Origin of the sequence: uncultured Fibrobacter sp., from assembly GCF_946062555.1 — a bacterium.
GTDB lineage: Bacteria > Fibrobacterota > Fibrobacteria > Fibrobacterales > Fibrobacteraceae > Fibrobacter.
Window position 1 is genome coordinate 1 of record NZ_CAMGVQ010000014.1, and the last position, 20,520, is coordinate 20,520.

Below are 20,520 nucleotides of genomic sequence, written 5' to 3' on the forward strand. Positions count from 1 at the left end.
CTAAAGTCCGATTTTCATCATGACCTAAAAAATAACGCAGCCGTACATTCGTCAATGTGTCCTGCGACAAGTTCGTCAACCGCAACCGTAACGTAATCTGACTAGGATTGTTCCATTGTTCATCAAAGGCTTCTACAAGAATGTCGGATTGAGCCCATGCAAATAGCGAATCGAAGAAAAGGAAAAAAATCATTTGTTTAAAGTTCATTTTCATTCCGCTTTCTCCTAAGAAAACTTTCAAAAAACAAATCCGCCGACTTCGCGCCCGCAGATGCGTTCAATTTCAGCAGATTTCGGAGTAACTTTTACAATTTGCATGACTTATTTTTTCCTTGAAACTCCAGCGAGGTCACGGACCTTACGGGCTGTCAACTTTTTCGCTTTCTCAGGTGCAGTAGCTTCTTTCGCCTTGGCCGGTTCAACAGGCTTCACGTCGATATGCTTGTACGCGCTCTCGATTGCCTTGTTGTCCACCAGAATCTTGTAGGTAAGGCCATCGACAAACGCCATCCAGGACGCCTCGATGATGTTGCTGGAAACACCTACCACATTCCAGTAGCCCTTCTCGTCGCCAAAGGTCGTCCACACACGCACGGTAGCGTCGGATGCCACGTTGCTTCCAAGCACGCGCACCTTATAGTCGTCAAGCTTGACCTTCGCCATATTCGGGAAGAACGGGAGCAATGCCTTGCGGAGCGCCGCATCCAGAGCATTTACCGGGCCGTCGCCTTCGCTCACCTGGTGACTGATTTTGTCGCCAACCTGAAGCTTGACCGTCGCCTGCGACACAGAAACCCCCTGCGGAGTCTTGTCTTCGATAACGCGGTAGTTCAGCACCTTGAACGGTTCTTCCACCATTCCCAGCTGGCGGTACACAAGCATCTTGAAGCTAGCCTCAGCGCTATCGAAATGCCAACCGGCGTTTTCGCGTTCCTTGATGAGCGTAAGGAGCTTACCCACCACCGGATCCTTCTTGTCGATACCCGGCTTGATGGCCTTGAGTTTTTCCACAACCAGGGAACCACCCGCCTGGTCACTGGTGACAAACACGCGGTCGTTACCGACGGCGTGCGGATCAATGTGTTCGAAGCTGCGAGAAACCTTCATCACGCCATCGATGTGTGCTCCGCCCTTATGCGCAAAGGCCGCATCGCCCACATACGGAGCATGCACATCGCTCGGCAAGTTAACGATCTGGTCCACGTTGCTGCTCAACTGACGAAGCCTAGCCATCTTCTTTGCGGCAAAGAACTTCGCGCCCATCTTGAAATGGAGGTCTGCAGCAATGGTCGTGAGGTTCGCGTTACCGCAACGTTCGCCGTAACCGTTTACCACGCCTTGCACCATGGTCGCACCGTTCTTGACGGCATAGATGCTATTGCACACGGCAAGTCCCGCATCGTTATGCACATGGATTCCAATCGGTGTCGAAATTTTCTTCTTCACTTCCTTCACGATTTCTTCGAGTTCCCACGGCATCGTTCCGCCATTGGTATCGCACAGCACGATGCAGTCGGCGTGGCCGAGTTCCGCGGCCTTCAGTGTCTCGATGGCGTACTCGGGATTCGCCTTGTAACCATCAAAGAAATGTTCCGCATCGTAAATCACCTCTTCGGAACGTTCCTTGAGGTATGCCACCGAGGACTCGATCATGTCGAGGTTCTCTTCGAGCGTCGTGCGGATGACATCGGTCACATGCAGGTCCCAGCTCTTTCCGAAAATCGTCTTGACGGGTGCACCGGACTTCACGAGCGCCTGCAGCAGCGGGTCGTTCTCGGGCAAAACCTTCGGGCGACGAGTCGAACCGAAGGCGGCAATCTTCGCATGTTTCAGTTTAACTTCTTTAATCTTCTGGAAGAATTCCTCGTCGGTGGGATTGCTGGGGTTCGGCCAGCCACCTTCGATGTAGTCAAAACCGAAATGGTCAAGAATTCGCGCAATCTGCAACTTGTCGGCAAGAGAAAGGCTTATCTTACGGTCTTGATTACCGTCACGGAGAGTCGTATCGTATAGAGAGATTTTCATAGGCGCAAATATAGAAAAAGAAACTTTCTAAAAACGGAGATGCCCGGTCGAAGCCGGGCATGACAACGTGCGGTTCAGCCGCATTCTATCATTAAGGACTACGATTTTTTCTTCTTGTCCTTGTTGTAATACCCGTACTTGCCGTAGTAGCCGTAACCACCGTAGCCATACCCATGGCCCTCGTGTTCGCAGAAGTTCATCACGAACGCACGCGACTTGCCTTCGCAGCAACGGTCGAGTTTCATCATGGATTCCTTGATCTGGTCCATAGAATGTTTGCCGTAATGCAGCACGAACAGGACAAAGTCGACTATTGGGTAAATCAATTCGGAGTCCGTCACCAATTCCAGAGGCGGAGTATCGACAATCACGATATCATATTTGGACTTGACTTCTTCAAGAAGATTCTTGAAGGTATCTCCACGCAAAAGTTCACTCGGAGAAACATCGGTCTTACCGGCACCCAGTACAAACAAATTTTTCGTAATGGAATCAGCAATGGCAGAATCCAAAGAACAATGTCCCGAAAGAACATCGCCAAGGCCCTGCTTACGATGACTATAAACTACACCGCGACGCATGTCAGCATCGATCAACAGAGTTTTCTTGCCAGAACCGGCAAACAAGGCTGCGACATTCTTAGAAACAAATGATTTTCCCACACCCGGAATCATACCTGCCACCATCATGACACGCAGATCCGTCGTCGCAAATTCAATAGCGGTATAAAGGGAACGTAGGGCCTCGCTCGAAGGAGACTCGGGATCGTCTTCTACAAGGGGTTTCGTATTCTTGCCCTTATTGCGCTTAGAAAGAAATGCATTTTCGGCCTTCGGAATCTTGGCATAAACACTGATACCTGTTTCGCGTTCAATTTCGAGAGAACTACGAACTCCGCGCTTGGTCATCTGCAGCAAGTAAATCAGCAGGGCCCCAAAGAGGAAACAGCCGCCGACACAGCCCGCAAAGATAACCTTCTTGTTCGGCTTGCTCGGCTTACGTTCAATCTGGGCATAGTCCACGATGCGCACATTGCCGACTTCGCCAGCACGCACCACGCGGAGCTGTTGAATGTTGTTAAGCATCGCAGTGTACTGAGCATTGTTCACAGCCACCTCTTCTTGCAAGCTCAACACGTCCTGCTGTGTACGCGGCATATTTTCAGCAGACTTTTTCAACCTAGAAAGTTCAGAGCGCAAGCGGCTCTGCTGTTGCATAATGGTCTGCACCGCCGGGTGTTCTTCCTTGAACAAACGTGTTGCTTCTTGACGCTGTTGGTCCAGTTCAAGAATTTGCTTTTCAAGTTCGGCAACCTTTTCAAGGTGAGCCCTCGTTTCACCCGACATATCCACAGAACCGATTTTCAAGCGGTAATCGGCCAGTGCCTTTTCTGCGGTATCCAATTTGGCCTTGACACCGGGGAGCTGCGCTTCCAAGAACTCCAAAGTCTTTTCGGCTTCGGCACTGCGCATTTCGACATTCTGACGCAGATAGATATTGGCAATGGAATTCAACACAGACGCGGCCTTGTCTGCATAGCGGTTGGTATAAGAGACTCCGATAATTCCCGTCTGTTTGCCTTTTTCCGCGACATCCAGCGATTTTACCAACCCACGAACCGCGTCTAGAGGTTCGGACTGCGCGATTACAAATTTCTGCCCCGGAGTCGCCAACAGGCGCTTTACCTGAATGACCAAAGTATCGCCACCATAGGCCGCAGTCAGGCGCTCCCCTACCGGACCCTGCAACAGTTTCACCCCCTCCGGCGTGTAAACGGCAATTTCGTTTTCACTAACCACTTCGGCAGTCCATTTTTCAATACGGGCTATTTCCGGAATATAAAGATTTTCAAGATCCATGCGGCCCTGCTTATGCAGCAAGCGATCCAGAGCACCAACCGGGTAAGCGTTGAAGCAAAGGTGTTCCTGTTCCACCACAAAGCTCAACACCATGCGGCTTTTCAAGAGTTCAATTTCTGCTTCGGCGGGGCTCGCTACATCCAGAAGGGCTCCCATTTCGCCCATGGCCTTGCCCGCCTTGTTCCCCTTAACGTCAATCTGCAAAAGAGCGTCGCTCGTATATTGCGGAGTCCTCCAATTCGAGACCAAAAAACCGACAATACAGCCGAAGACAATACAAACAGAAAGAAAAAGCTTATGCTTTAAAAGGATTCCCAAGACTTCGAGCAAATCGATTTCGTCATCATCCTTATTGTGAGAAGCAGAACTAGATGTGGAAGAAGAATATTGCGAATTCGGTTCCATTTTTTTTCCTTAATATCACTTTTTCGTAAAATAGAAAAACACAGACTTTTTTTGGAAGTTTTTTTTAGTTTTTCTCATTTATTCAGCAAAAATTTTGGCTCCCCAAAAACAAAAGAAACCGCGGACTTTCTCCACGGTCTCTTCAAGCTTTGGGGCTTAAGTAAGATTACTTCTTTTTAGCCTTTGCGGGCTTTCTGTGAGCCGCTGGCAACTCATCACAATGAGTCGTCGAGGCGAGAGCAAAGGCAAAGCGTAATTTACTACTTCTTTTTAGCCTTTGCGGTCTTTCTGTGAGCCGCTGGCGACTCATCACAATGAGTCGTCGAGGCGAGAGCAAAGGCAAAGCGTAATTTACTACTTCTTTTTAGCCTTTGCGGTCTTCTTGGCAGCGGGCTTCTTTGCAGAAGCCTTGCAAGCGCTCTTGCAGAACTTCACGTAGGCAGCGAGCGTGTCGCAGAACACTTCGTCCGGAGTGTTGTCGCCGTTGATGCGGCTGATGATGGACTTGCTGTACTTGCCGAGAACCTTGGCGGTGGATTCCTTATACACCTTGAGGCGGTTCTTGATCACGGCTTCGTCAGCATCGTCCTTACGGCCTTCGATCTTGGCGCGGTTCAGGAGGCGGGCCACGATGGTCTTTTCGTCCTTGATGTCGAGCACGAAGATGTGCTTCACGTCGACCACGGATTCGATGAGCTTGACCTGGGCAACCGTACGAGGAATACCGTCGAGGAGGAGTGTGTCCTTGTCCGGATTTACCTTGTTCGTATTGATGAGGCCTTCGATGAAGCGGCCAAAGATTTCGACAGTGGCTTCATCCGGAACCAGGAGACCCTTGCTGGAGTAAGAAGCGAGGAGCTTGCCGGATTCGCTGGACGGAGCAATACCGCGGAAGATGTCGCCCGTAGAAATGTGCTTGAGAGAGGTAGTAGCAGCGAGCTTTGCGCCGACGGTGCCCTTGCCGGAACCCGGTGCGCCAAAGATAAGGACTGCAGGAATTTTAGCCATTGTTAGACCTTCTTGTGTTGATTGTTGAAATTCGTTGGCAAATATAGCAATTACTTGTTCTTGTTCACGATCAGGGTCTTGGCCTTGAAGGTCTTCTTGTCAATCCACTTGACCATGAGCGACACCTTGTTGTCCTTGTCGAGGGCGGCCCAGTACTTTTTGAGCGTGTCTTCGGCGTTGTCAAAAATCGGCATCAGTTTCGGGAAACCGTTGAAAGACGGAATCGGGCTGCCATCAGTTTCGTAGGTGCTGATGAAGTGGCCGAGACCGGGCAAAGCCTTCTCGTATTCAAACGTCATGCGTTCGCAACCAGCTTCTTCGCTGTTGTTACGGCTCTTGAGGATAGAGAGCTTGTACACGGCGGGGCTTGCGTTCTTGTAGTGGATGCCGGAAATACGCGGCGTGAAGTTCGGGGCATCGTCTTCGTACTGGCGCGTGCGGAGGGCGCTCTCGAAGGTGCCGCCGAGCTTGATAGCATCGTAAATCGTGTCGGTCTGGTCGCCGTTCGTGATAATCTGGACGTCGGCAGTGTGGCGTGCCGGGTAGTAGATAATCAGGTGCGGGTCCGTGAGCTTCGATTCGTCGAAGGCCTTGGTCTTCATGAAGCCGGTCGACCGTTCGATTTCGAACACGCGATTGCGGCTGTTCACGCTACGGCCCATGATCCAGTACACCTGCACATAGGACTTGCCGTCGGCACTTTCGCCGAGGACAATGCCACGACCGGGATAAGGGTTATTGGAGAGGGCCTTGAAATTCTGTTTTGCTTCGTCTGTGTACTTCATACCCACAAATATAAAAAAAAGAGGCCGAGCCTCCTTTTGTTTTTGAAAAATTTAGTTCGATTATAGTATAAATGCTTTTTCCCTCTACGCCTTCCCATTCTATCTATTTTCCAAAGGCATTACCAAATCATTCTGATATACAAGATAATTTGCATTTGAGAATTTGGAAGTCCTCTCTATATTAAAGGAAACAAGTGTCGGGCACAGGCAATCAGGAACAGGACCCGAACTATCTAGTTTCGAAATAATTTTCGGATCGACATAAAGCGTGTCATTCGACGCGGTGACATTAATCTCTTCAATAACAGATCCACAAATAACATAAACGTCGTCTATAGAAATTCTGTCAAATTTTTCATCTTCGGCAGAGCGTATTGCCACCCTTCGATTTTCCGTGACGGAATTTTCCGTGACGGGATCCAAAGCGTCCGAAAGCAAGTTTTCGTTTGAAGCAGCGGACTTAGCGAGAACATCTTTGCATTCCGCATTGATTAACGATGCCGCTTGGGTTGCCGAAGAATCGGAGGACTGATTTCCGGGAACAGGCCCCGGCACCACTTCGTAAACAGTTCCCCAATGATACAAAAACTTGATATCGGCATCAAGAGGGTCGATGTTAAAAAAATGGTCCGTAACGCACATGCATTCAGTAACATCCCCAACCGTGTAAGAAATTATCAGCGTATCCAAGGAACGTTTGTTATTGAAAACAACTTCACCAACGCCGCATGCATCAGACAAATTCGGGATGACAACCTGATACGCGCCATTTTCGTCAGTAATCAAATACGCTTTGGGATTTTTCGATGCATCTTTCAGCAAAACATTATCATAAGGATTAGCCTTGCACGCTCCCATTTCGAGCGACACATTCCGCGTGGAATCCAGCACAGCCGTACCGCCTCCGCCAAGTTGATGATTCTCAGGACCATTCACAGAAGAATTGTCCGAGCAAGCAACAAGCGCAAGAGCCAAAGCTGCAGTTGTGATAACCTTATTCATAATCAACCCCCTTTTGGTTAACTCTTTTTCATTTTTCAAAAAAATTTTTTGATTAAATGAAGTCTTATTTCATGTATACAATATACATTCATGTTCTTTGAAAGGCAACAAAAGTTACTATACAAAATTTAATTTTTTAGCCAAAAATCACAATTTTAAAAGACAAATACAGAATTTTTCAATCTATATTATACAAACAGTATAATACAAAAAAAGCGAGGTTCATGCCCCCACTAGCGCTTCGGATTGTAATTGTTCATCAGAACCATGGCAACGGCGACGCAGAGCATCACCACGCTGCCAACAATGACTTGCTGGCGGTGGTTGTATTCGCGCTTGACGTAGCTAGGATTTTCTTCGTTGAGTTCCTGGAGCGTCGGACCCTGATTCAGCTTGGTCGAATCGATGCCATAGAGTTCCGCCGCTTCTTCGTCGGTCATGTTCAGCGTACTGACATAAGCGCTGTCGTACTTGTCGAGTTTGTCTGCGGCAGCCGCGGGGATCGCAAGAAATAGGGCAAGGAGAACAGCATAAACAAGGCGCTTCGGCGAGCTCAGCGACCTTGCTTCTTTCGTCCCACCTTGGTGGCCATGCGCACTAAGCGATAAATCGCTAAGTGCTGTCCGCTTTCGTCTTTCGTCTCTCGTCTTAACCTTCCTTCGCGAGCTTGTCGAGGATCTGGTTCACGAGGCCCGGGTTGGCCTTGCCACCGGACTTGCGCATGGTCATACCCACGAGAAAGCCCTTGAGCGCCACCTTGCCGGCCTTGAATTCGGCGAACTGGGCAGCGTTTTCGGCGCAGACGGCGCGGATTACTTCTTCGATGGCACCGGTGTCGGTCACCTGCACGAGGCCCTTTTCCTTCACGATGGCTTCGGGGTCCTTGCCGGTCTCGAACATCTCGGCGAAGACCGTCTTTGCAATCTTACCGTTGATGGTGTTGTCGGCGATGAGGTTCACAAGCTTGCAGAGGTCTTCGGGCTTGATCTTGAGGGCGGAGAGGCCACCTTCAAGTTCCTTCACCTTGGCGAGGAGTTCAGTAATCACCCAGTTGGCCAAGACCTTGCCGTTCTTGCAGTTCTTCGCGGCGGTGTCGTACCATTCGCTCACGTCGCGGTCTTCGGTCAGCACCATGGCGTCGTATTCGGAAACACCGAAGTCGTCCATGAAGCGCTTGCGGCGGGCATCCGGCAGTTCTGGAAGCGTGCGGCGGATTTCTTCCACGAAGGCCGGGTCGGTCACGAGGCGGACCATGTCCGGTTCCGGGAAGTACTTGTAGTCATGGGCATCTTCCTTGGAGCGAATCACAATCGTCTTGTCGGCGTTGGGGTCATAGCGCTTGGTGCACTGTTCCACTTCCTTGCCGGCATCGAGGGTCGAGGCCTGCAGGTTCATTTCGCAGTACAGGGCCTTCTCGAGGTTCGTAAAGCTGTTCAGGTTCTTGATTTCGGCGCGGATACCGAACGGGGCGTCTTCGCTTGCACGGAGCGAGATGTTGCCGTCGCAGCGCATGTTGCCGTTTTCCATGTTGGCGTTGGAAACACGGGTATATTCCAGCGTCTGCTTGATTTTCTTGAGCACGAGCACCGCTTCTTCGGGGCTACGGATATCCGGCTCGGTCACGATTTCGCAGAGCGGAGTGCCGCAGCGGTTCGCGTCGAAGTGGGAATCGGTGGGGCTCATGTCGTGGATGAGCTTGCCGGCGTCTTCTTCCATGTGGATACGGGTAATGCCCACGCGCTTCTTGGTGCCGTCTTCCTTGACGATTTCGAGCCAGCCATTCTTGCAGATCGGGTGGTCGTACACCGGAAGTCCGCCCGTCTGGGTAATCTGGTAGCCCTTCGGCAGGTCCGGATAGAAATAGTTCTTGCGGGTCCACATGGCGTTCAGGTCGATTTCACAGTTGAGCGCAAGGCCCAGACGAATGGCATACTCCACCGCCTTCTTGTTCGGCACGGGCATGGCACCCGGCATACCGAGACAAACGGGGCAAACGTGCTTGTTCGGGGTCGTATTCACTTCGATTTCGCAGCCGCAGAACATCTTGGTTTTAGTCGCGAGCTGGCAATGGATTTCAAGACCGATAACAGGACAATAGTTGGACATAAAAACTCCGTTTATTATTCTGCAAAAAATTACACCTTCAGTTCACCGGCGTCAATGCTCGCCCAGTCCTTCACGGCATCAATCGCCGGGCGAACTTCTTCGGTCACGAACTTCATGACCTGTCCCGGAGCGCGACCCACGAACTTGCGGAGGTCGAGGATCTCCTTGAGTTTCGCTTCGGTGATGCCGAGCTTCTGGAACTTTTCGTTCTTCAGCACGCGTTCGAGCAAGTCGTTGTCCTTGCCCTGTTCCTTGACGACCTTGCCCGCTTCCATGGACATCACGCGGATTTCTTCGTGGAGTTCCTGACGGTCGCCGCCGTTCTTGACGCCTTCCATGATGATGTTTTCGGTGGCCATGAACGGGAGTTCGGCCATGATACGCTTTTCAATCACCTTCGGATAAACCACGAGGCCGTTGGTGACGTTCTCGGCAATGATGAGCATGGCATCCATGGCGAGGAACGCTTCCGGAATGGCGAGGCGCTTGTTGGCGCTATCGTCGAGGGTGCGTTCGAACCACTGCGTCGCCTGCGTGAAGGCGGTGCTGTTCACCTGGGCCATCACGAAACGAGCGAGGGAGCAGATACGTTCGGAGCGCATAGGGTTACGCTTGTAAGCCATGGCGCTGGAGCCAATCTGAGTCTTTTCAAAGGGTTCTTCCACTTCCTTGACGCCCTGCATGAGGCGCATGTCGGTGGCGAACTTGTGCAAACTCTGAGCGATGGAGCTGAGCACCTGGTTCACGCGGTTGTCCCACTTACGGGTGTAGGTCTGGCCGGTGATGGTGAGCACGCGCTTGAAGCCTGCCTTGGCGGTCACGCGGCGGTCCAGTTCCATGATCTTTTCTTCGTCGCCGTTGAACAGGTCCATGAAGGAAGCCTGGGTACCGGTGGTGCCCTTCACGCCACGGAACGGAAGCACTTCGATGAGGAAGTTCAATTCTTCGAGGTCGATGAGCATGTCCTGGAGCCAGAGGCAAGCGCGCTTACCCACAGTCGTGAGCTGGGCGGCCTGGAAGTGGGTGGCGCCGAGCTGGGCCATATCCTTATATTCCATGGCAAACTTGGAAAGCTTGTCCATCACGCGGCAAAGACGCTTGCGCACGAGAATCATGGCCTGCTGCATCTGGATAAGGTCGGTGTTGTCACCCACGAATGCAGATGTTGCACCCAGGTGGATGATGCCCTTGGCCTTCGGGCACTGCACGCCGTAAGCATAGACGTGGCTCATCACGTCGTGGCGGCGGCGCTTTTCTTCTTCTTCGGCGACTTCGAAGTTGATGTCCTTTTCGTGGGCCTTCAGTTCGTCCACCTGCTCCTGCGTAATCGGGAGGCCTAGCTCCATTTCGGATTCGGCGAGATAAATCCAGAGCCTCCGCCAAGTCTGGAACTTGTACTGCGGACTGAAGATGAAACTCATTTCCTTGCTGGCGTAACGCTTGATAAGCGGGCTTTCGAATTGATCACGCATGATTTTATCCTTGTTTGAATTTTTACAAAGGTAAAGATAGAAAATTACTTGAACTCGGGAGCGAGAGTCAAAATCAGGTTCACGCCATGCAGACCGTGGAAACCGAATTGGACACGGAACAGGTACATATTGGGCATGCGGACGCGAATACCAAACCCCCAGGAATTATAAAAATGAGAAAAACTCCACTCATCGACTTCCGGGGCAATCATCGCGTATTCGTCAAAAAGTACGCCATCGACAAAACGGTCCACCGGCCAGCGGTATTCCGCACTCAAGGACATCATGTGGTGCGTCGTCCAGGAATCGGGGTAACCTCGCAGGGGCGTATTCGCGTTCAACTTGACAAAGACATCGTGCGGAGCGCCTCCCTTTTCCATTTCCCAAAGGTCCACAAGCCTATACTGCAAGGCAATCACCCTTCGCTCGAACAGAGTTTCCCGCACCTGTTCCGGTCTCCAGATTCGAAGAGCTTCATCCCACGAAAAATCGGTATAGAACTTGCGATTGACACGCGCCTCTTTCACAGACAACATATATTCCTTACTTTTTCCCAAGTAGAAATAGTGCTGGAACACGAATTCCGTTGAAAAATAATCGTGATTCATATCGCTGCTTTCAATCCGTTCTTTTCCGAACTCCTCGGGATCAAGCCCCAAGTCACGAACATTGACTCCGCTGTAATCCCCCACAAAAGAATACGAGGTACTGAACATCGCACGGGTTCCACGAGACGGAGCGTAGGCGTTATCAATATTGTCGTAGACTATGGAAAAACCTATCGGGAGCTGGTTTCGGTTCTGGTAAATACCGCGGTCATCGATGGGGAAATCGTCACTAATCAGTAGCGAGTCCTCTACATCGGGATGGCTGTAACGGTAACATTTCAGCGTAACCCAGGCTTCCGTATTCCAATTGGTCAAACGGGGAAGCGGGGTTCCCAAGCGCCATGTAAACGAGTAAGTCGAATCCGGTTCAAGATAAGCTTTCTGGGTTTCGGGAATCCTGAAGACGTGATTGCGGTCATACACCATATTATAACGAAAACCGCCAAAGAATTTAGTGCCAAAAAGAGAGTGTTTCGTATAACGGGCAGAGAGTTCGACATCGCCATTGGCATAATAGCCCCCCTGCATCACGAGGTAATCCTGGTCCAGCAAAATTCCGCGATGACGGTAAGTCAGTCCGAGCATCGTCTGGGAACCCGGCTTCAAGTTGAATCCGGGATAAATCAGGATATTGCGCTTTTCTCCGAAGGTAATCAAATCTACCGACTTTTGAATAATGTCATTTTCAAAAGCGTAGTCCACAGGTTTGGCAATCGGATAAATCAGGCCGTTCAAAACAGGTTGGATTACGTTGTTGAACGGCCACATCCAAAGGCAAGACCACTTGAAGGAGCCGTCATCTTCAACCGCAACCTCTTGAGAGGCCAAATCATCCTGTTTTTCAGGAGCATCGTTTTTCTCTTGATTTTCGGAAATTTCAGCACGAGACACGCCTGTCCCCCAAAGGAGCAGGTGCATTATCACCCAAACAGCTAGAGATCCGAAACCTCTTTTTAACATACACCCACAATTTATTAATTATATTAGAGACATGTTTTCGTTTGTTGCCAAAATCATCCAACAAATTGCGCATTATCCCAAAACGATGATTGCGCTTTTTTCGGTGTTGGCACTCCTCTCAATCTACCCCATCGAAAACCTTCGCTGGGAAATTCAGCTGCAGGACACGCTCAACGGAAAAGAAGTCGAAGCCGATTATCAAGCTATTGAAAAAGCCTTTGGCGGATTCGGCAGCCTTACCGTCGTCATCCAATCCAAAGACAGCAGCGCCAACTTCCAGTTCGCCCAGAATCTCGCCCGCCATCTTGAGAATGATCCGGCCGTCCATTACACCGAATACATGACGGACCTTGACTTTTTCAAGAGAAACAGGCTCCTGTATGCCAGCGAAAAAGACTTGGACCAAGTAATCGAAAAACTGGACAAAATCAAGGACGAACAAATCCGGAAACACAATCCGCTCCTGGTGGACTTGGCTGAACCGTCCTCCCTGCCCCCCACCCACGATACCGTCGAAATCATTTCGCAGATAGAAGCCAAGTATTTTAAAAGCCTTCAACAAGATTTCGCAAACCAACAGGGTTCCATCCGAATCATAGACATCTACCCAACGACCTCCATCTCGGACCTGCAAGCCAACCGACAACTTCTAGGGAAGGTTCAGCGCTTTGTCAAAAAGAACCAGAATGGCATCAACGTCTACTACACCGGGAAAGTCTACGACTCCATTAAGGCCGGAAAAGCCCTACTCCCCGAAGCGAAATTTGCAGGAGGAATCGCAGCCCTCATTATCCTCGTACTATTAATCATCAATTTCTATAGGCAACCCCAGCTCATTTTTGTATCGGCAATTCCGCTTGCCCTCCCGACGGTTTTCACCCTCGGACTTGCCTACGTTCTTTTCGGACGAATAAACCTCTTCACGCTTTCACTCGGACTCTTGCTGCCAGGGCATGCCTGCCAGATTGTGACGCATGTCTTCTCGCGGTATTTTCACGAGCGCGAAAAGAAACTCAGTCCCGTCCTTTGTATCGAAAGCGCCCTGCTCGGAATCGGCCCCGTCGTTACCGCATCGTCGTTTATCATGGCGGCTCTTTTCAGCACCTTTATCCTAGTTCCCCTTCCGGGACTCCGTGAGTTCGGAATCCTCGGCGCGATCGGCAGCATGCTCAACCTGCTGACCTGCACCTTGCTAACGACATCGCTCCTTCTGATTTTGCAGAGAAAAAAGCCTTTCGACATTCACTTTGACGCGAGTACCTACAGGCACCGCAAGCGCCTGTTCTCGTTCAAGGTCAACTGGATTATCATCACGACCATCAGCATTGTCAGTGCAGCGGCGTGGCTGTATAGCGGAATCAACCTGCAATTCCTCTACGATTTCAAACAGACCGAAATGCAGCTGGAAGAACGCGAGGCAAAAGCCCTGATTGCAGAAACCGGTTTTTCCACATACGACCCCATCATCGTGATGCTTCCCGATTCCTCTTTCAACGATGACCTTGTCGAAAACTTCGAGCACCTACAAAAGAAAGGGCGCCTCAAGGATCTCGGGAAAATCTACACCCAGTACCAATTCCTCCCCAAGACGAGCGTCGAAAAAAAACATAAAATCGAGACACTCAAGAAGCTCGTTTCAGACGACATCCTTGCACGACTAAATTCCAATGACAGTGCCGCCATTATCGAGATGCTAGACAACTATGAAAACGACATCAAGGAATTCGAACTTTCCGAAAGCATCCGTCGCAAGTTTAGCGACAAGAGCGGAAATTCCGGCGTTTTCGCATTCATCATCCCCAGCTCCGATCCGAACAACGGTATCACCTGCCGCCATATTGCCGAGCAGCTGCAACAAATTGACGGAATTCACGACAGAACCTACAAGGTTTACGGAACCCCCATCCTAAGAGCCACTTTGCTCGACACCATTCTCGGAAATATAGACAAGTCTATCTTATTCGGCACCCTGTTGATGTGGTTTATTTTACTCCTGTTCTACAACAAGTTGAGCCGAGCTTTCTTTACGCTACTTCCCGCCCTTTTTGCCATGAGCTGGGTCACCATCAGCGTTCACCTTCTTGACATCCACATTTCGGCATACAGTTCGATTGCATTTGTTCTCTTAATCGCAGTAAGCGTTGACGGGGCTCTTCAACTGTGGTCCGCCTACTACGAAAAGCAAGGCGGAAATGCATGGACCATCATGCAGACGAAACTCCTTCCTATTATAGGAGCGCAGGGAGCCTCCTTTGTCGGCGCAATCGCCATGCTGCTTTCTCCGCATCCGGGCATCAAGAGCGTTGGCCTGATAGCCTTTATCGGCCTCCTGTGCATTTTCGTTTCACTGTTTACCATTTACCCCTTGACCGCAAGTACGCTAGACGCTTACCGCATTTTGAAAAAGGCAAAGAAAAGACATGAAAGACTTATCCGCAAGAACCCTTAACATTGCAGCTTCTTTAACAGTCGCCATTGACACCTTGGCCAAGCAGATGATTGCCGACGGCAAGGATGTCGTAAGCCTGGGGGCCGGCGAGCCCGATTTTCCGACACCGACGCCGATTCAAGATGCCGCCTGCAAGGCCATTCGCGAAGGCAAGACCCGCTACACCGCTCCCGTAGGCATTCTCGAAGTCCGCAAGGCCGTTGCCGAAAAGCTGAAAAAAGAAAACGGTCTGGACTACAAGCCGGAACAGATTATCATGACGAGCGGAGCCAAACACGCCGTCTTCAATTCGCTCGCAGCCCTTATAAACGAAGGCGACGAAGTCATTATTCCGGCACCGTACTGGGTGACTTACCCCGAACTCGTCAAGTGGCTCGGCGGAAAGCCGGTGATTGTAAGCACCAAAATAGAAGACGGTTTCAAGATCAAGCCCGAAGCCTTGAAGGCAGCGATTACCGCAAAGACCAAGGCAATCCTCTTGAACAACCCCTGCAACCCGACGGGTGCCGTTTACAGCAAGGCAGAAATCGAAGCGCTCTCGAAGGTCATCGTCGAAAGCGACATTTACTGCATTTCGGACGAAGTGTACGAATACTTCACCTACGACACGGAATTCTGCTCCGCCGCAGCCCTCCCCGGAATGGCGGAACGCACCATCGTGATTAACGGGTTTTCGAAGTCGCATTGCATGACCGGCTGGAGAATCGGTTACAATGCCGCTCCGGCAGAAATCGCAAAGATTATCGGAAAAATCCAGGGGCAGGCCACTCACCACCCAAGCAACGTGGCACAATACGCCGCCCTTGGAGCATTGCAGATGGACAAGAGCAATGTTCACGCTATGCAGGCTGCCTTCCGCAAGCGCCGCGACTACATGCTCAAGCGCACCGCCGAAATTCTGCCGGAACCGTGCCGAGCTCCCGAAGGCGCTTTTTACCTGTTCGCACCCGTCAAGAGTTTCTACGGCAAAAAAACGCCCGAAGGCAAGGTGATCGGTGGCTCTATCGAACTTTGCGAATACCTGCTGCAGTCTCAGGGACTTGCGATTGTGCCGGGAGCCGCTTTCGGCGACGACAGCTGCGTGCGATTCTCTTATGCAGCAAGCGACGAAACGCTGCAGAAGGCTTGCGACCGATTTATCAAGGGCCTTAAAGACCTTCGCTAACCTCTTCTAACTGTCTACTGATTCATGCAGTCGTTTAGAATCATCACTCCGCAAATCGGCGAGCCGTTTACCATCGGTCGTAAGCCAGACAACACTCTGGTGCTTGACAACCCGATGGTTTCTAGATATCATGCGGTGATCGAAAATGCGGATGGACAATGGATTCTAAAGAACCTTTCGCAAAACAGTGTCACGCAGGTAAACGGAAGCGACGCCGCGGAACGCCCCCTTGAAGATGGCGATGTCATTCTGATTGGACCGCTGCAGCTACGAGCGACACTGAAAAGCGGACGTCTGCAGCTTTTGCTTATGGAATCTGCCGAGCATGACCTCGTCCAATCGAAGCTGCTCCAAGAGAAATGGGAATCACTCGACAATCTGCACATGGACATTCCCGAAGGTGTTTCTGCAAGAATGCAGGCGGGAACCGCAGAAATCCGCTTCAACGAAAAATTACTCGATATGCACGGGAAGGCGACCAAGTTGCTTCAACTGAAGGAAGGCCAGACCGTTCGGTTGCCCAGTTGTACATTCCAGTATTCCATGCAACAGTTGACCTGCAAGAACCTTCCCCTGGGATTCGATGTCGAAGTTTCCAACCTGGATGTCTTCGCAGGGAAAAAGCAGATTTTGTCAGGGATCAATTTCAAGCTCCCAGCCGGAGAAATCCTCGCCATTATCGGGCGTTCGGGACAAGGAAAATCGACACTCTTGAGGTTGCTGCAAGGGAAGCTTAAGAAAGGTGAGAAATCCTCCGTCTGCATCGGCGGGCTCGACTACCGCAACGAGGAAATCCGGAAGCATATCGCCTTCCTGGAACAGGATCCTGAACTTAGGCGCGACCTCACCGTCAGAGAAACACTGATGGATGGCGGTCGCACCGGTATGAGTGTCGAAGACTTTAAGAAGAACGCCACGGGGCGGCTCGAAAAGTTCGGCGAACTTTTCGGGCTGAGCGAACGGATGCAGAACCCCGTGAAGACGCTCAGCGGCGGCGAATGCCGCCGAGCCGCCCTCGCCCACGAACTTATGGGAAATCCGGGGCTGATTATCCTCGACGAACCGCTTTCGGGACTGGATCCGTACAATTCCAAAATTCTCTGCACGCACCTGAAGCAGCTCGCCTTCCTCGGCCACACCGTCATCCTTACCACCCACAGCTACGAAGCGCTCGAAATTGCGAACAAAGTCCTCGTGCTGCACCAGGGCGAACAGGCTTTCTACGGAAGCCCCGAAGAAGCTTACCGATTCTTTGAAAGCGACGATCCCGAAAAGATTCTCGCGAACCTGAATGACGAAACGGCCACCCAGTGGAAAACGCTGTTCAACAGCTGCGCCATTCCCACCGGCAATTCTTCTGAAACGGCCGACGACACGACCAATGCCCTCGCCCCGGAAACAGCCGTCCCTTGTTACTTTCCCAAAGTCAAGCATCCACCGGTCCTGTTCTACAAAATGGGACTTACCGCCAAGCAATGGTTCCGCGACAAGGGCAAGTTTCTCACGCTCCTTTTGCAGCCCCTCGTCATCGGATTCCTATTCTCGCAGATTTTCTCGGAACTTTCGTCGCTCTGGATAGTCGCCTTCGCCCTTATCCTCTGCGCCAACTGGCTCGCCCTTTCACTGTCCATCCGCGAAATCGTACAGGAAAAGGAAATTCTCCAGGCCGAATTCCGTAAGGGTATCCCGATTTTTCCCACCCTGATCGCCAAAGCCGCCATTCCCACGCTGGTCGCCTTCCTGCAAACCATCGTCGTCTACGCTTTTATCCATTTCCGGATTTCAGCCCACTTTCCCGTATCGTTGTTGTTCCTGTCGATTGCCGTCACGGTAATCCCGCCCGTCGCCGTCGGGCTCACCGTCAGTACCTTCGCCAAGAACCAGGGACAGGCGAATGCCATGTTGCCGCTCCTCATCATTCCGCAGGTCGCCCTTGCCGGAGCGCTCGTTCCGCTTGACCAGATGTTGCCACTTGGCCGCACCCTATCTTATGTCATCTGGTCCCGCTACAACCAGACAAACCTGCTGAATCTTTTTTTAGAGAGAAACGACCCCATCGAAAACGTTATTTCGGCACTCGTAATCGCCGTATGTTTTTATATTGTGGTTGTTATAAAACTTAACTATTCCAAGAAAGCAAAATGATTGCACCTCAGAAACAAGAAATTTTTCCTCGCCCCTTCAACGAAAACTATGACCTCATCGGAGCCCTCGGCAAAGGTGGAATGGGCAATGTTTACAAGGCGATGGACAAAAGACTGAATCGAATCGTCGCATTCAAGATTCTGGATGCCTCCTCCGATGAAGAAGCAATCAAGCGTTTCTACCTGGAAGCCCAGGCGATGAAAGAGCTGGACCACCAGAACATCGTCCATGTTTTTGACTTCGGTCAGCAAAACAGCCAGCTTTTTATCGCGATGACCTATGTCGAAGGAACCAACCTCGCCGACATCCTGCATAAAAAGGAACAGCTATCCTTTGAGGCCATCGAAGTCATCATCCGCCAAATCGCACGCGGCCTGCTTTCCGCCCACAACAAGGGCATCGTCCACCGCGACGTAAAACCGTCCAACATCATGCTGACGCGCGACAACCGCGTCTTCATCATGGACTTCGGCATTTCCTACATCCAGGAAATGGAAAAGGACCGCCTTACGCGAACAGGCATGACCATGGGCACCCCCGAATACATGTCACCGGAACAGTGCCACGGCGACAATGTCACCATCCAGTCCGACATTTACAGCATGGGCGTCATCCTGTTCGAAATGACCTGCGGACGACTCCCCTTCGAAGGCAATCGCCCCGTCGAAATTGCCCTCAAGCATGTTCAGGAACAGCCGCCTGCACCGGAGCTTTTCCGCAAGGACATGCCGCCAGGACTTTCGCAGTTAATTCTCAAGTGCCTCAAGAAAAAGCTGAACGAGCGCTTCCACGACATGCAAGAATTTTTGGATGCCTGCGACCAGGTTTTCCCTCCGGACAAGGGAACTCGCCAGACACCCCGCCCCACCATGGGAGGATCCCTACTGCGCCGCCACACGGCCTCCATCACCGAAATGGCGAACATCATTACGCCGCGTGCCCGTATGCTCCAGAAAAAGCTCACAGCGCTCGCCATTTTCATTTTCCCGCTCATCATCATGCTGCTGATTCTCCTGATGCTCACGCACAAGCCCGAGAGCACCCTGCGGGAACTGGAATGGAGCGACGCTCTTGGCAACTACGAGACCAAGGCGCTCGAAGTCGAAGAAAGCAGCGGCTACCCACTCGACAACCTGAATGACAACGACCTTAAAACAGCCTGGCTCTACACGATGCCGCAAAAGCCGCAGAATCCGGTCCTTACGCTGTATTTTGACAACAACGCGATTGTCACCCATTTCGGAATCGCTGTCGGATACCAGAAATCCGTAGATGACGCATTCGGCGACCGTTTCCGCATTTTCAAAAAGCCCAAGACAATCACGCTAGAAACCAAGGACGGTTTCAAGCAGAAAATCAAGCTCGAAAATATCCGCGGCATGCAGTACCCGAATATCCAGGCCATGGAAACCAGCGAACTTAAAGTCTACCTCGACGACATCTACGACGGCGAGAACGAGGACTTCGCCATATCGGAAATCCGCCTGCTCGGAATGGAATTACCGTAGTGACCGCCCCTAAATCCAGTAACAAGCCGAAGGGGAACTTCATCGAGACCCAAGCCGCGGCATACCTCAGCCGCGAAGGCTACGAGATTGTCGCCCGAAACTACGCCTACCAGGGTGGAGAACTCGACATTGTCGCCAAGGACGGAGAAACGGTCGTATTCGTGGAGGTCAAGTCCGTCTGGAACAACCAGCAAGGGAACCCGGCGGCCCGCGTGAACGCCACCAAGCAGAGGAAAATCTGGAAGACCGCCTGTCATTTCTTGCACACGCAGAAGGAGGTTGCTCCCAAGGGGTTCGACCAGCCCTGCCGATTTGACGTTCTGTCGGCACGAGTCTACCAGAAGCCGCTCCATTTTTTGCATATCAAGAACGCCTTTGAAGGCACCCAAGTCATTCCGCAGTGTTAGCGGATAATCTATATTATCGCCATGCGTTTTGAAGTTCACCCTGTAAATCCGCAAGCGAGAATCGTGAAGCTTGCCGCTGCCGCCCTCGAAGACGACGGTCTTGTTCTCTACCCCACTGAATCCGGTTACGCGATTGGCTGCAACGCCGAATCGCCCAAGGCAATCCACAAGCTTTACGCCCTCAAGAAGCCGATGAAGAAGTTCTTCATGGCACTCATCATTCCGGATATCCGCAAGGCGACCGATTACGCCCGAGTCGATAACTTCGCGTTCAATATCATGAAGCCGCGCGTGCCCGGACCCTACACGTTTATTTTGCCCGCCGACCCGCATATCGCCCGCCGCCTGGACGTCAAGCGCCCCGAAATCGGCGTGAGAATGCCGACGCACCCGTTCTTCAAGGAACTTTTCCAGCATTTCGACAAGCCGATTCTGAGCACGGCCGCCAAGCTCACCGACGAAGACATGTACGAACCCGATGACATCTGGAAGACCTTCGAACATTCCGTCGATATGATGGTCGACTGCGGTCCCATAGAAATAAACCCGACCAACATTATCAGTTTGGTCGGGGATCAAGTCGAAGTGATTCGTGGCGAATTGCTAGACCCGTAAC

16 protein-coding genes are annotated in these 20,520 nt (G+C 51.4%); 6 read left to right on the forward strand and 10 right to left on the reverse strand.

All coding sequences use genetic code 11. The annotated features are described in order from the left end of the window. The 10 genes from Q0P86_RS05870 to Q0P86_RS05915 form a co-directional block, all read right to left on the reverse strand. The coding region (locus Q0P86_RS05870) for a hypothetical protein (RefSeq protein ID WP_295038028.1) at positions 1-214 on the reverse strand (214 nt) is incomplete at its 3' end. A 107-nt stretch (positions 215-321) separates the two neighbouring features. Then, on the reverse strand, positions 322-2,025 hold the full coding sequence (gene cimA / locus Q0P86_RS05875; RefSeq protein ID WP_295038030.1) for a citramalate synthase: 1,704 nt from the start codon (positions 2,023-2,025) through the stop codon (positions 322-324). 98 nt (positions 2,026-2,123) lie between these two features. After that, entirely contained in the window at positions 2,124-4,289 is a 2,166-nt protein-coding gene (locus Q0P86_RS05880; protein ID WP_295038032.1) for a polysaccharide biosynthesis tyrosine autokinase, read from the reverse strand. 354 nt (positions 4,290-4,643) lie between these two features. Beyond that, entirely contained in the window at positions 4,644-5,297 is a 654-nt protein-coding gene (locus Q0P86_RS05885) for a nucleoside monophosphate kinase (protein WP_294114124.1), read from the reverse strand. Positions 5,298-5,347: 50 nt separating this feature from the next. Further along, positions 5,348-6,082, reverse strand: a complete 735-nt coding sequence (locus tag Q0P86_RS05890) for an IMP cyclohydrolase (protein WP_072978615.1) — start codon at positions 6,080-6,082, stop codon at positions 5,348-5,350. 99 nt (positions 6,083-6,181) lie between these two features. Then, positions 6,182-7,084 (reverse strand): hypothetical protein, encoded by a 903-nt coding sequence (locus Q0P86_RS05895; protein ID WP_295038037.1) that lies wholly within the window; start codon positions 7,082-7,084, stop codon positions 6,182-6,184. A 233-nt stretch (positions 7,085-7,317) separates the two neighbouring features. After that, positions 7,318-7,524, reverse strand: a complete 207-nt coding sequence (locus Q0P86_RS05900; protein ID WP_294114126.1) for a hypothetical protein — start codon at positions 7,522-7,524, stop codon at positions 7,318-7,320. A 208-nt stretch (positions 7,525-7,732) separates the two neighbouring features. After that, positions 7,733-9,190: an Asp-tRNA(Asn)/Glu-tRNA(Gln) amidotransferase subunit GatB gene (gatB, locus tag Q0P86_RS05905; protein WP_294114127.1), complete on the reverse strand. Its 1,458-nt coding sequence runs from the start codon at positions 9,188-9,190 to the stop codon at positions 7,733-7,735. A 29-nt stretch (positions 9,191-9,219) separates the two neighbouring features. Beyond that, a complete protein-coding gene (gene purB / locus Q0P86_RS05910; protein ID WP_295038039.1) occupies positions 9,220-10,662 on the reverse strand; it encodes an adenylosuccinate lyase in 1,443 nt (480 codons plus the stop codon). Between the two features lie 44 nt (positions 10,663-10,706). Next, positions 10,707-12,161, reverse strand: a complete 1,455-nt coding sequence (locus Q0P86_RS05915; RefSeq protein WP_295038041.1) for a BamA/TamA family outer membrane protein — start codon at positions 12,159-12,161, stop codon at positions 10,707-10,709. A gap of 100 nt (positions 12,162-12,261) precedes the next feature. Between Q0P86_RS05915 and Q0P86_RS05920 the strand changes: the two genes are divergently transcribed. Genes Q0P86_RS05920 through Q0P86_RS05945 form a run of 6 tightly spaced genes read left to right on the forward strand, consistent with a single transcriptional unit; the run spans position 12,262 to position 20,519 of the window. Further along, positions 12,262-14,679 carry an MMPL family transporter gene (locus Q0P86_RS05920; RefSeq protein ID WP_290993496.1) on the forward strand — a complete coding sequence of 806 codons (2,418 nt, stop codon included), beginning with the start codon at positions 12,262-12,264 and terminating at the stop codon, positions 14,677-14,679. Then, positions 14,651-15,844: a pyridoxal phosphate-dependent aminotransferase gene (locus Q0P86_RS05925; RefSeq protein WP_295038043.1), complete on the forward strand. Its 1,194-nt coding sequence runs from the start codon at positions 14,651-14,653 to the stop codon at positions 15,842-15,844. Before Q0P86_RS05920 ends, Q0P86_RS05925 begins: the two co-directional genes overlap by 29 nt. A gap of 24 nt (positions 15,845-15,868) precedes the next feature. Next, entirely contained in the window at positions 15,869-17,989 is a 2,121-nt protein-coding gene (locus Q0P86_RS05930; protein WP_295038046.1) for an ATP-binding cassette domain-containing protein, read from the forward strand. Next, positions 17,986-19,497, forward strand: coding sequence for a serine/threonine-protein kinase (locus Q0P86_RS05935; protein WP_290993489.1), 1,512 nt, complete (start codon positions 17,986-17,988; stop codon positions 19,495-19,497). Before Q0P86_RS05930 ends, Q0P86_RS05935 begins: the two co-directional genes overlap by 4 nt. Then, complete coding sequence (locus Q0P86_RS05940; RefSeq protein WP_290993487.1) at positions 19,497-19,904, forward strand: YraN family protein; 408 nt, start codon at positions 19,497-19,499, stop codon at positions 19,902-19,904. Before Q0P86_RS05935 ends, Q0P86_RS05940 begins: the two co-directional genes overlap by 1 nt. A gap of 21 nt (positions 19,905-19,925) precedes the next feature. Further along, positions 19,926-20,519: an L-threonylcarbamoyladenylate synthase gene (locus Q0P86_RS05945; protein ID WP_291023793.1), complete on the forward strand. Its 594-nt coding sequence runs from the start codon at positions 19,926-19,928 to the stop codon at positions 20,517-20,519. Position 20,520: the final 1 nt, after the last annotated feature.

Bases quoted from the DNA above. Each gene is read 5' to 3' on its own strand.
- cimA (WP_295038030.1), bottom strand. From the start codon at position 2,025: ATGAAAATCTCTCTATACGATACGACTCTCCGTGACGGTAATCAAGAC.
- Q0P86_RS05880 (WP_295038032.1), bottom strand. From the start codon at position 4,289: ATGGAACCGAATTCGCAATATTCTTCTTCCACATCTAGTTCTGCTTCT.
- Q0P86_RS05885 (WP_294114124.1), bottom strand. From the start codon at position 5,297: ATGGCTAAAATTCCTGCAGTCCTTATCTTTGGCGCACCGGGTTCCGGC.
- Q0P86_RS05890 (WP_072978615.1), bottom strand. From the start codon at position 6,082: ATGAAGTACACAGACGAAGCAAAACAGAATTTCAAGGCCCTCTCCAAT.
- Q0P86_RS05895 (WP_295038037.1), bottom strand. From the start codon at position 7,084: ATGAATAAGGTTATCACAACTGCAGCTTTGGCTCTTGCGCTTGTTGCT.
- Q0P86_RS05900 (WP_294114126.1), bottom strand. From the start codon at position 7,524: ATGACCGACGAAGAAGCGGCGGAACTCTATGGCATCGATTCGACCAAG.
- gatB (WP_294114127.1), bottom strand. From the start codon at position 9,190: ATGTCCAACTATTGTCCTGTTATCGGTCTTGAAATCCATTGCCAGCTC.
- purB (WP_295038039.1), bottom strand. From the start codon at position 10,662: ATGCGTGATCAATTCGAAAGCCCGCTTATCAAGCGTTACGCCAGCAAG.
- Q0P86_RS05920 (WP_290993496.1), top strand. From the start codon at position 12,262: ATGTTTTCGTTTGTTGCCAAAATCATCCAACAAATTGCGCATTATCCC.
- Q0P86_RS05925 (WP_295038043.1), top strand. From the start codon at position 14,651: ATGAAAGACTTATCCGCAAGAACCCTTAACATTGCAGCTTCTTTAACA.
- Q0P86_RS05930 (WP_295038046.1), top strand. From the start codon at position 15,869: ATGCAGTCGTTTAGAATCATCACTCCGCAAATCGGCGAGCCGTTTACC.
- Q0P86_RS05935 (WP_290993489.1), top strand. From the start codon at position 17,986: ATGATTGCACCTCAGAAACAAGAAATTTTTCCTCGCCCCTTCAACGAA.
- Q0P86_RS05945 (WP_291023793.1), top strand. From the start codon at position 19,926: ATGCGTTTTGAAGTTCACCCTGTAAATCCGCAAGCGAGAATCGTGAAG.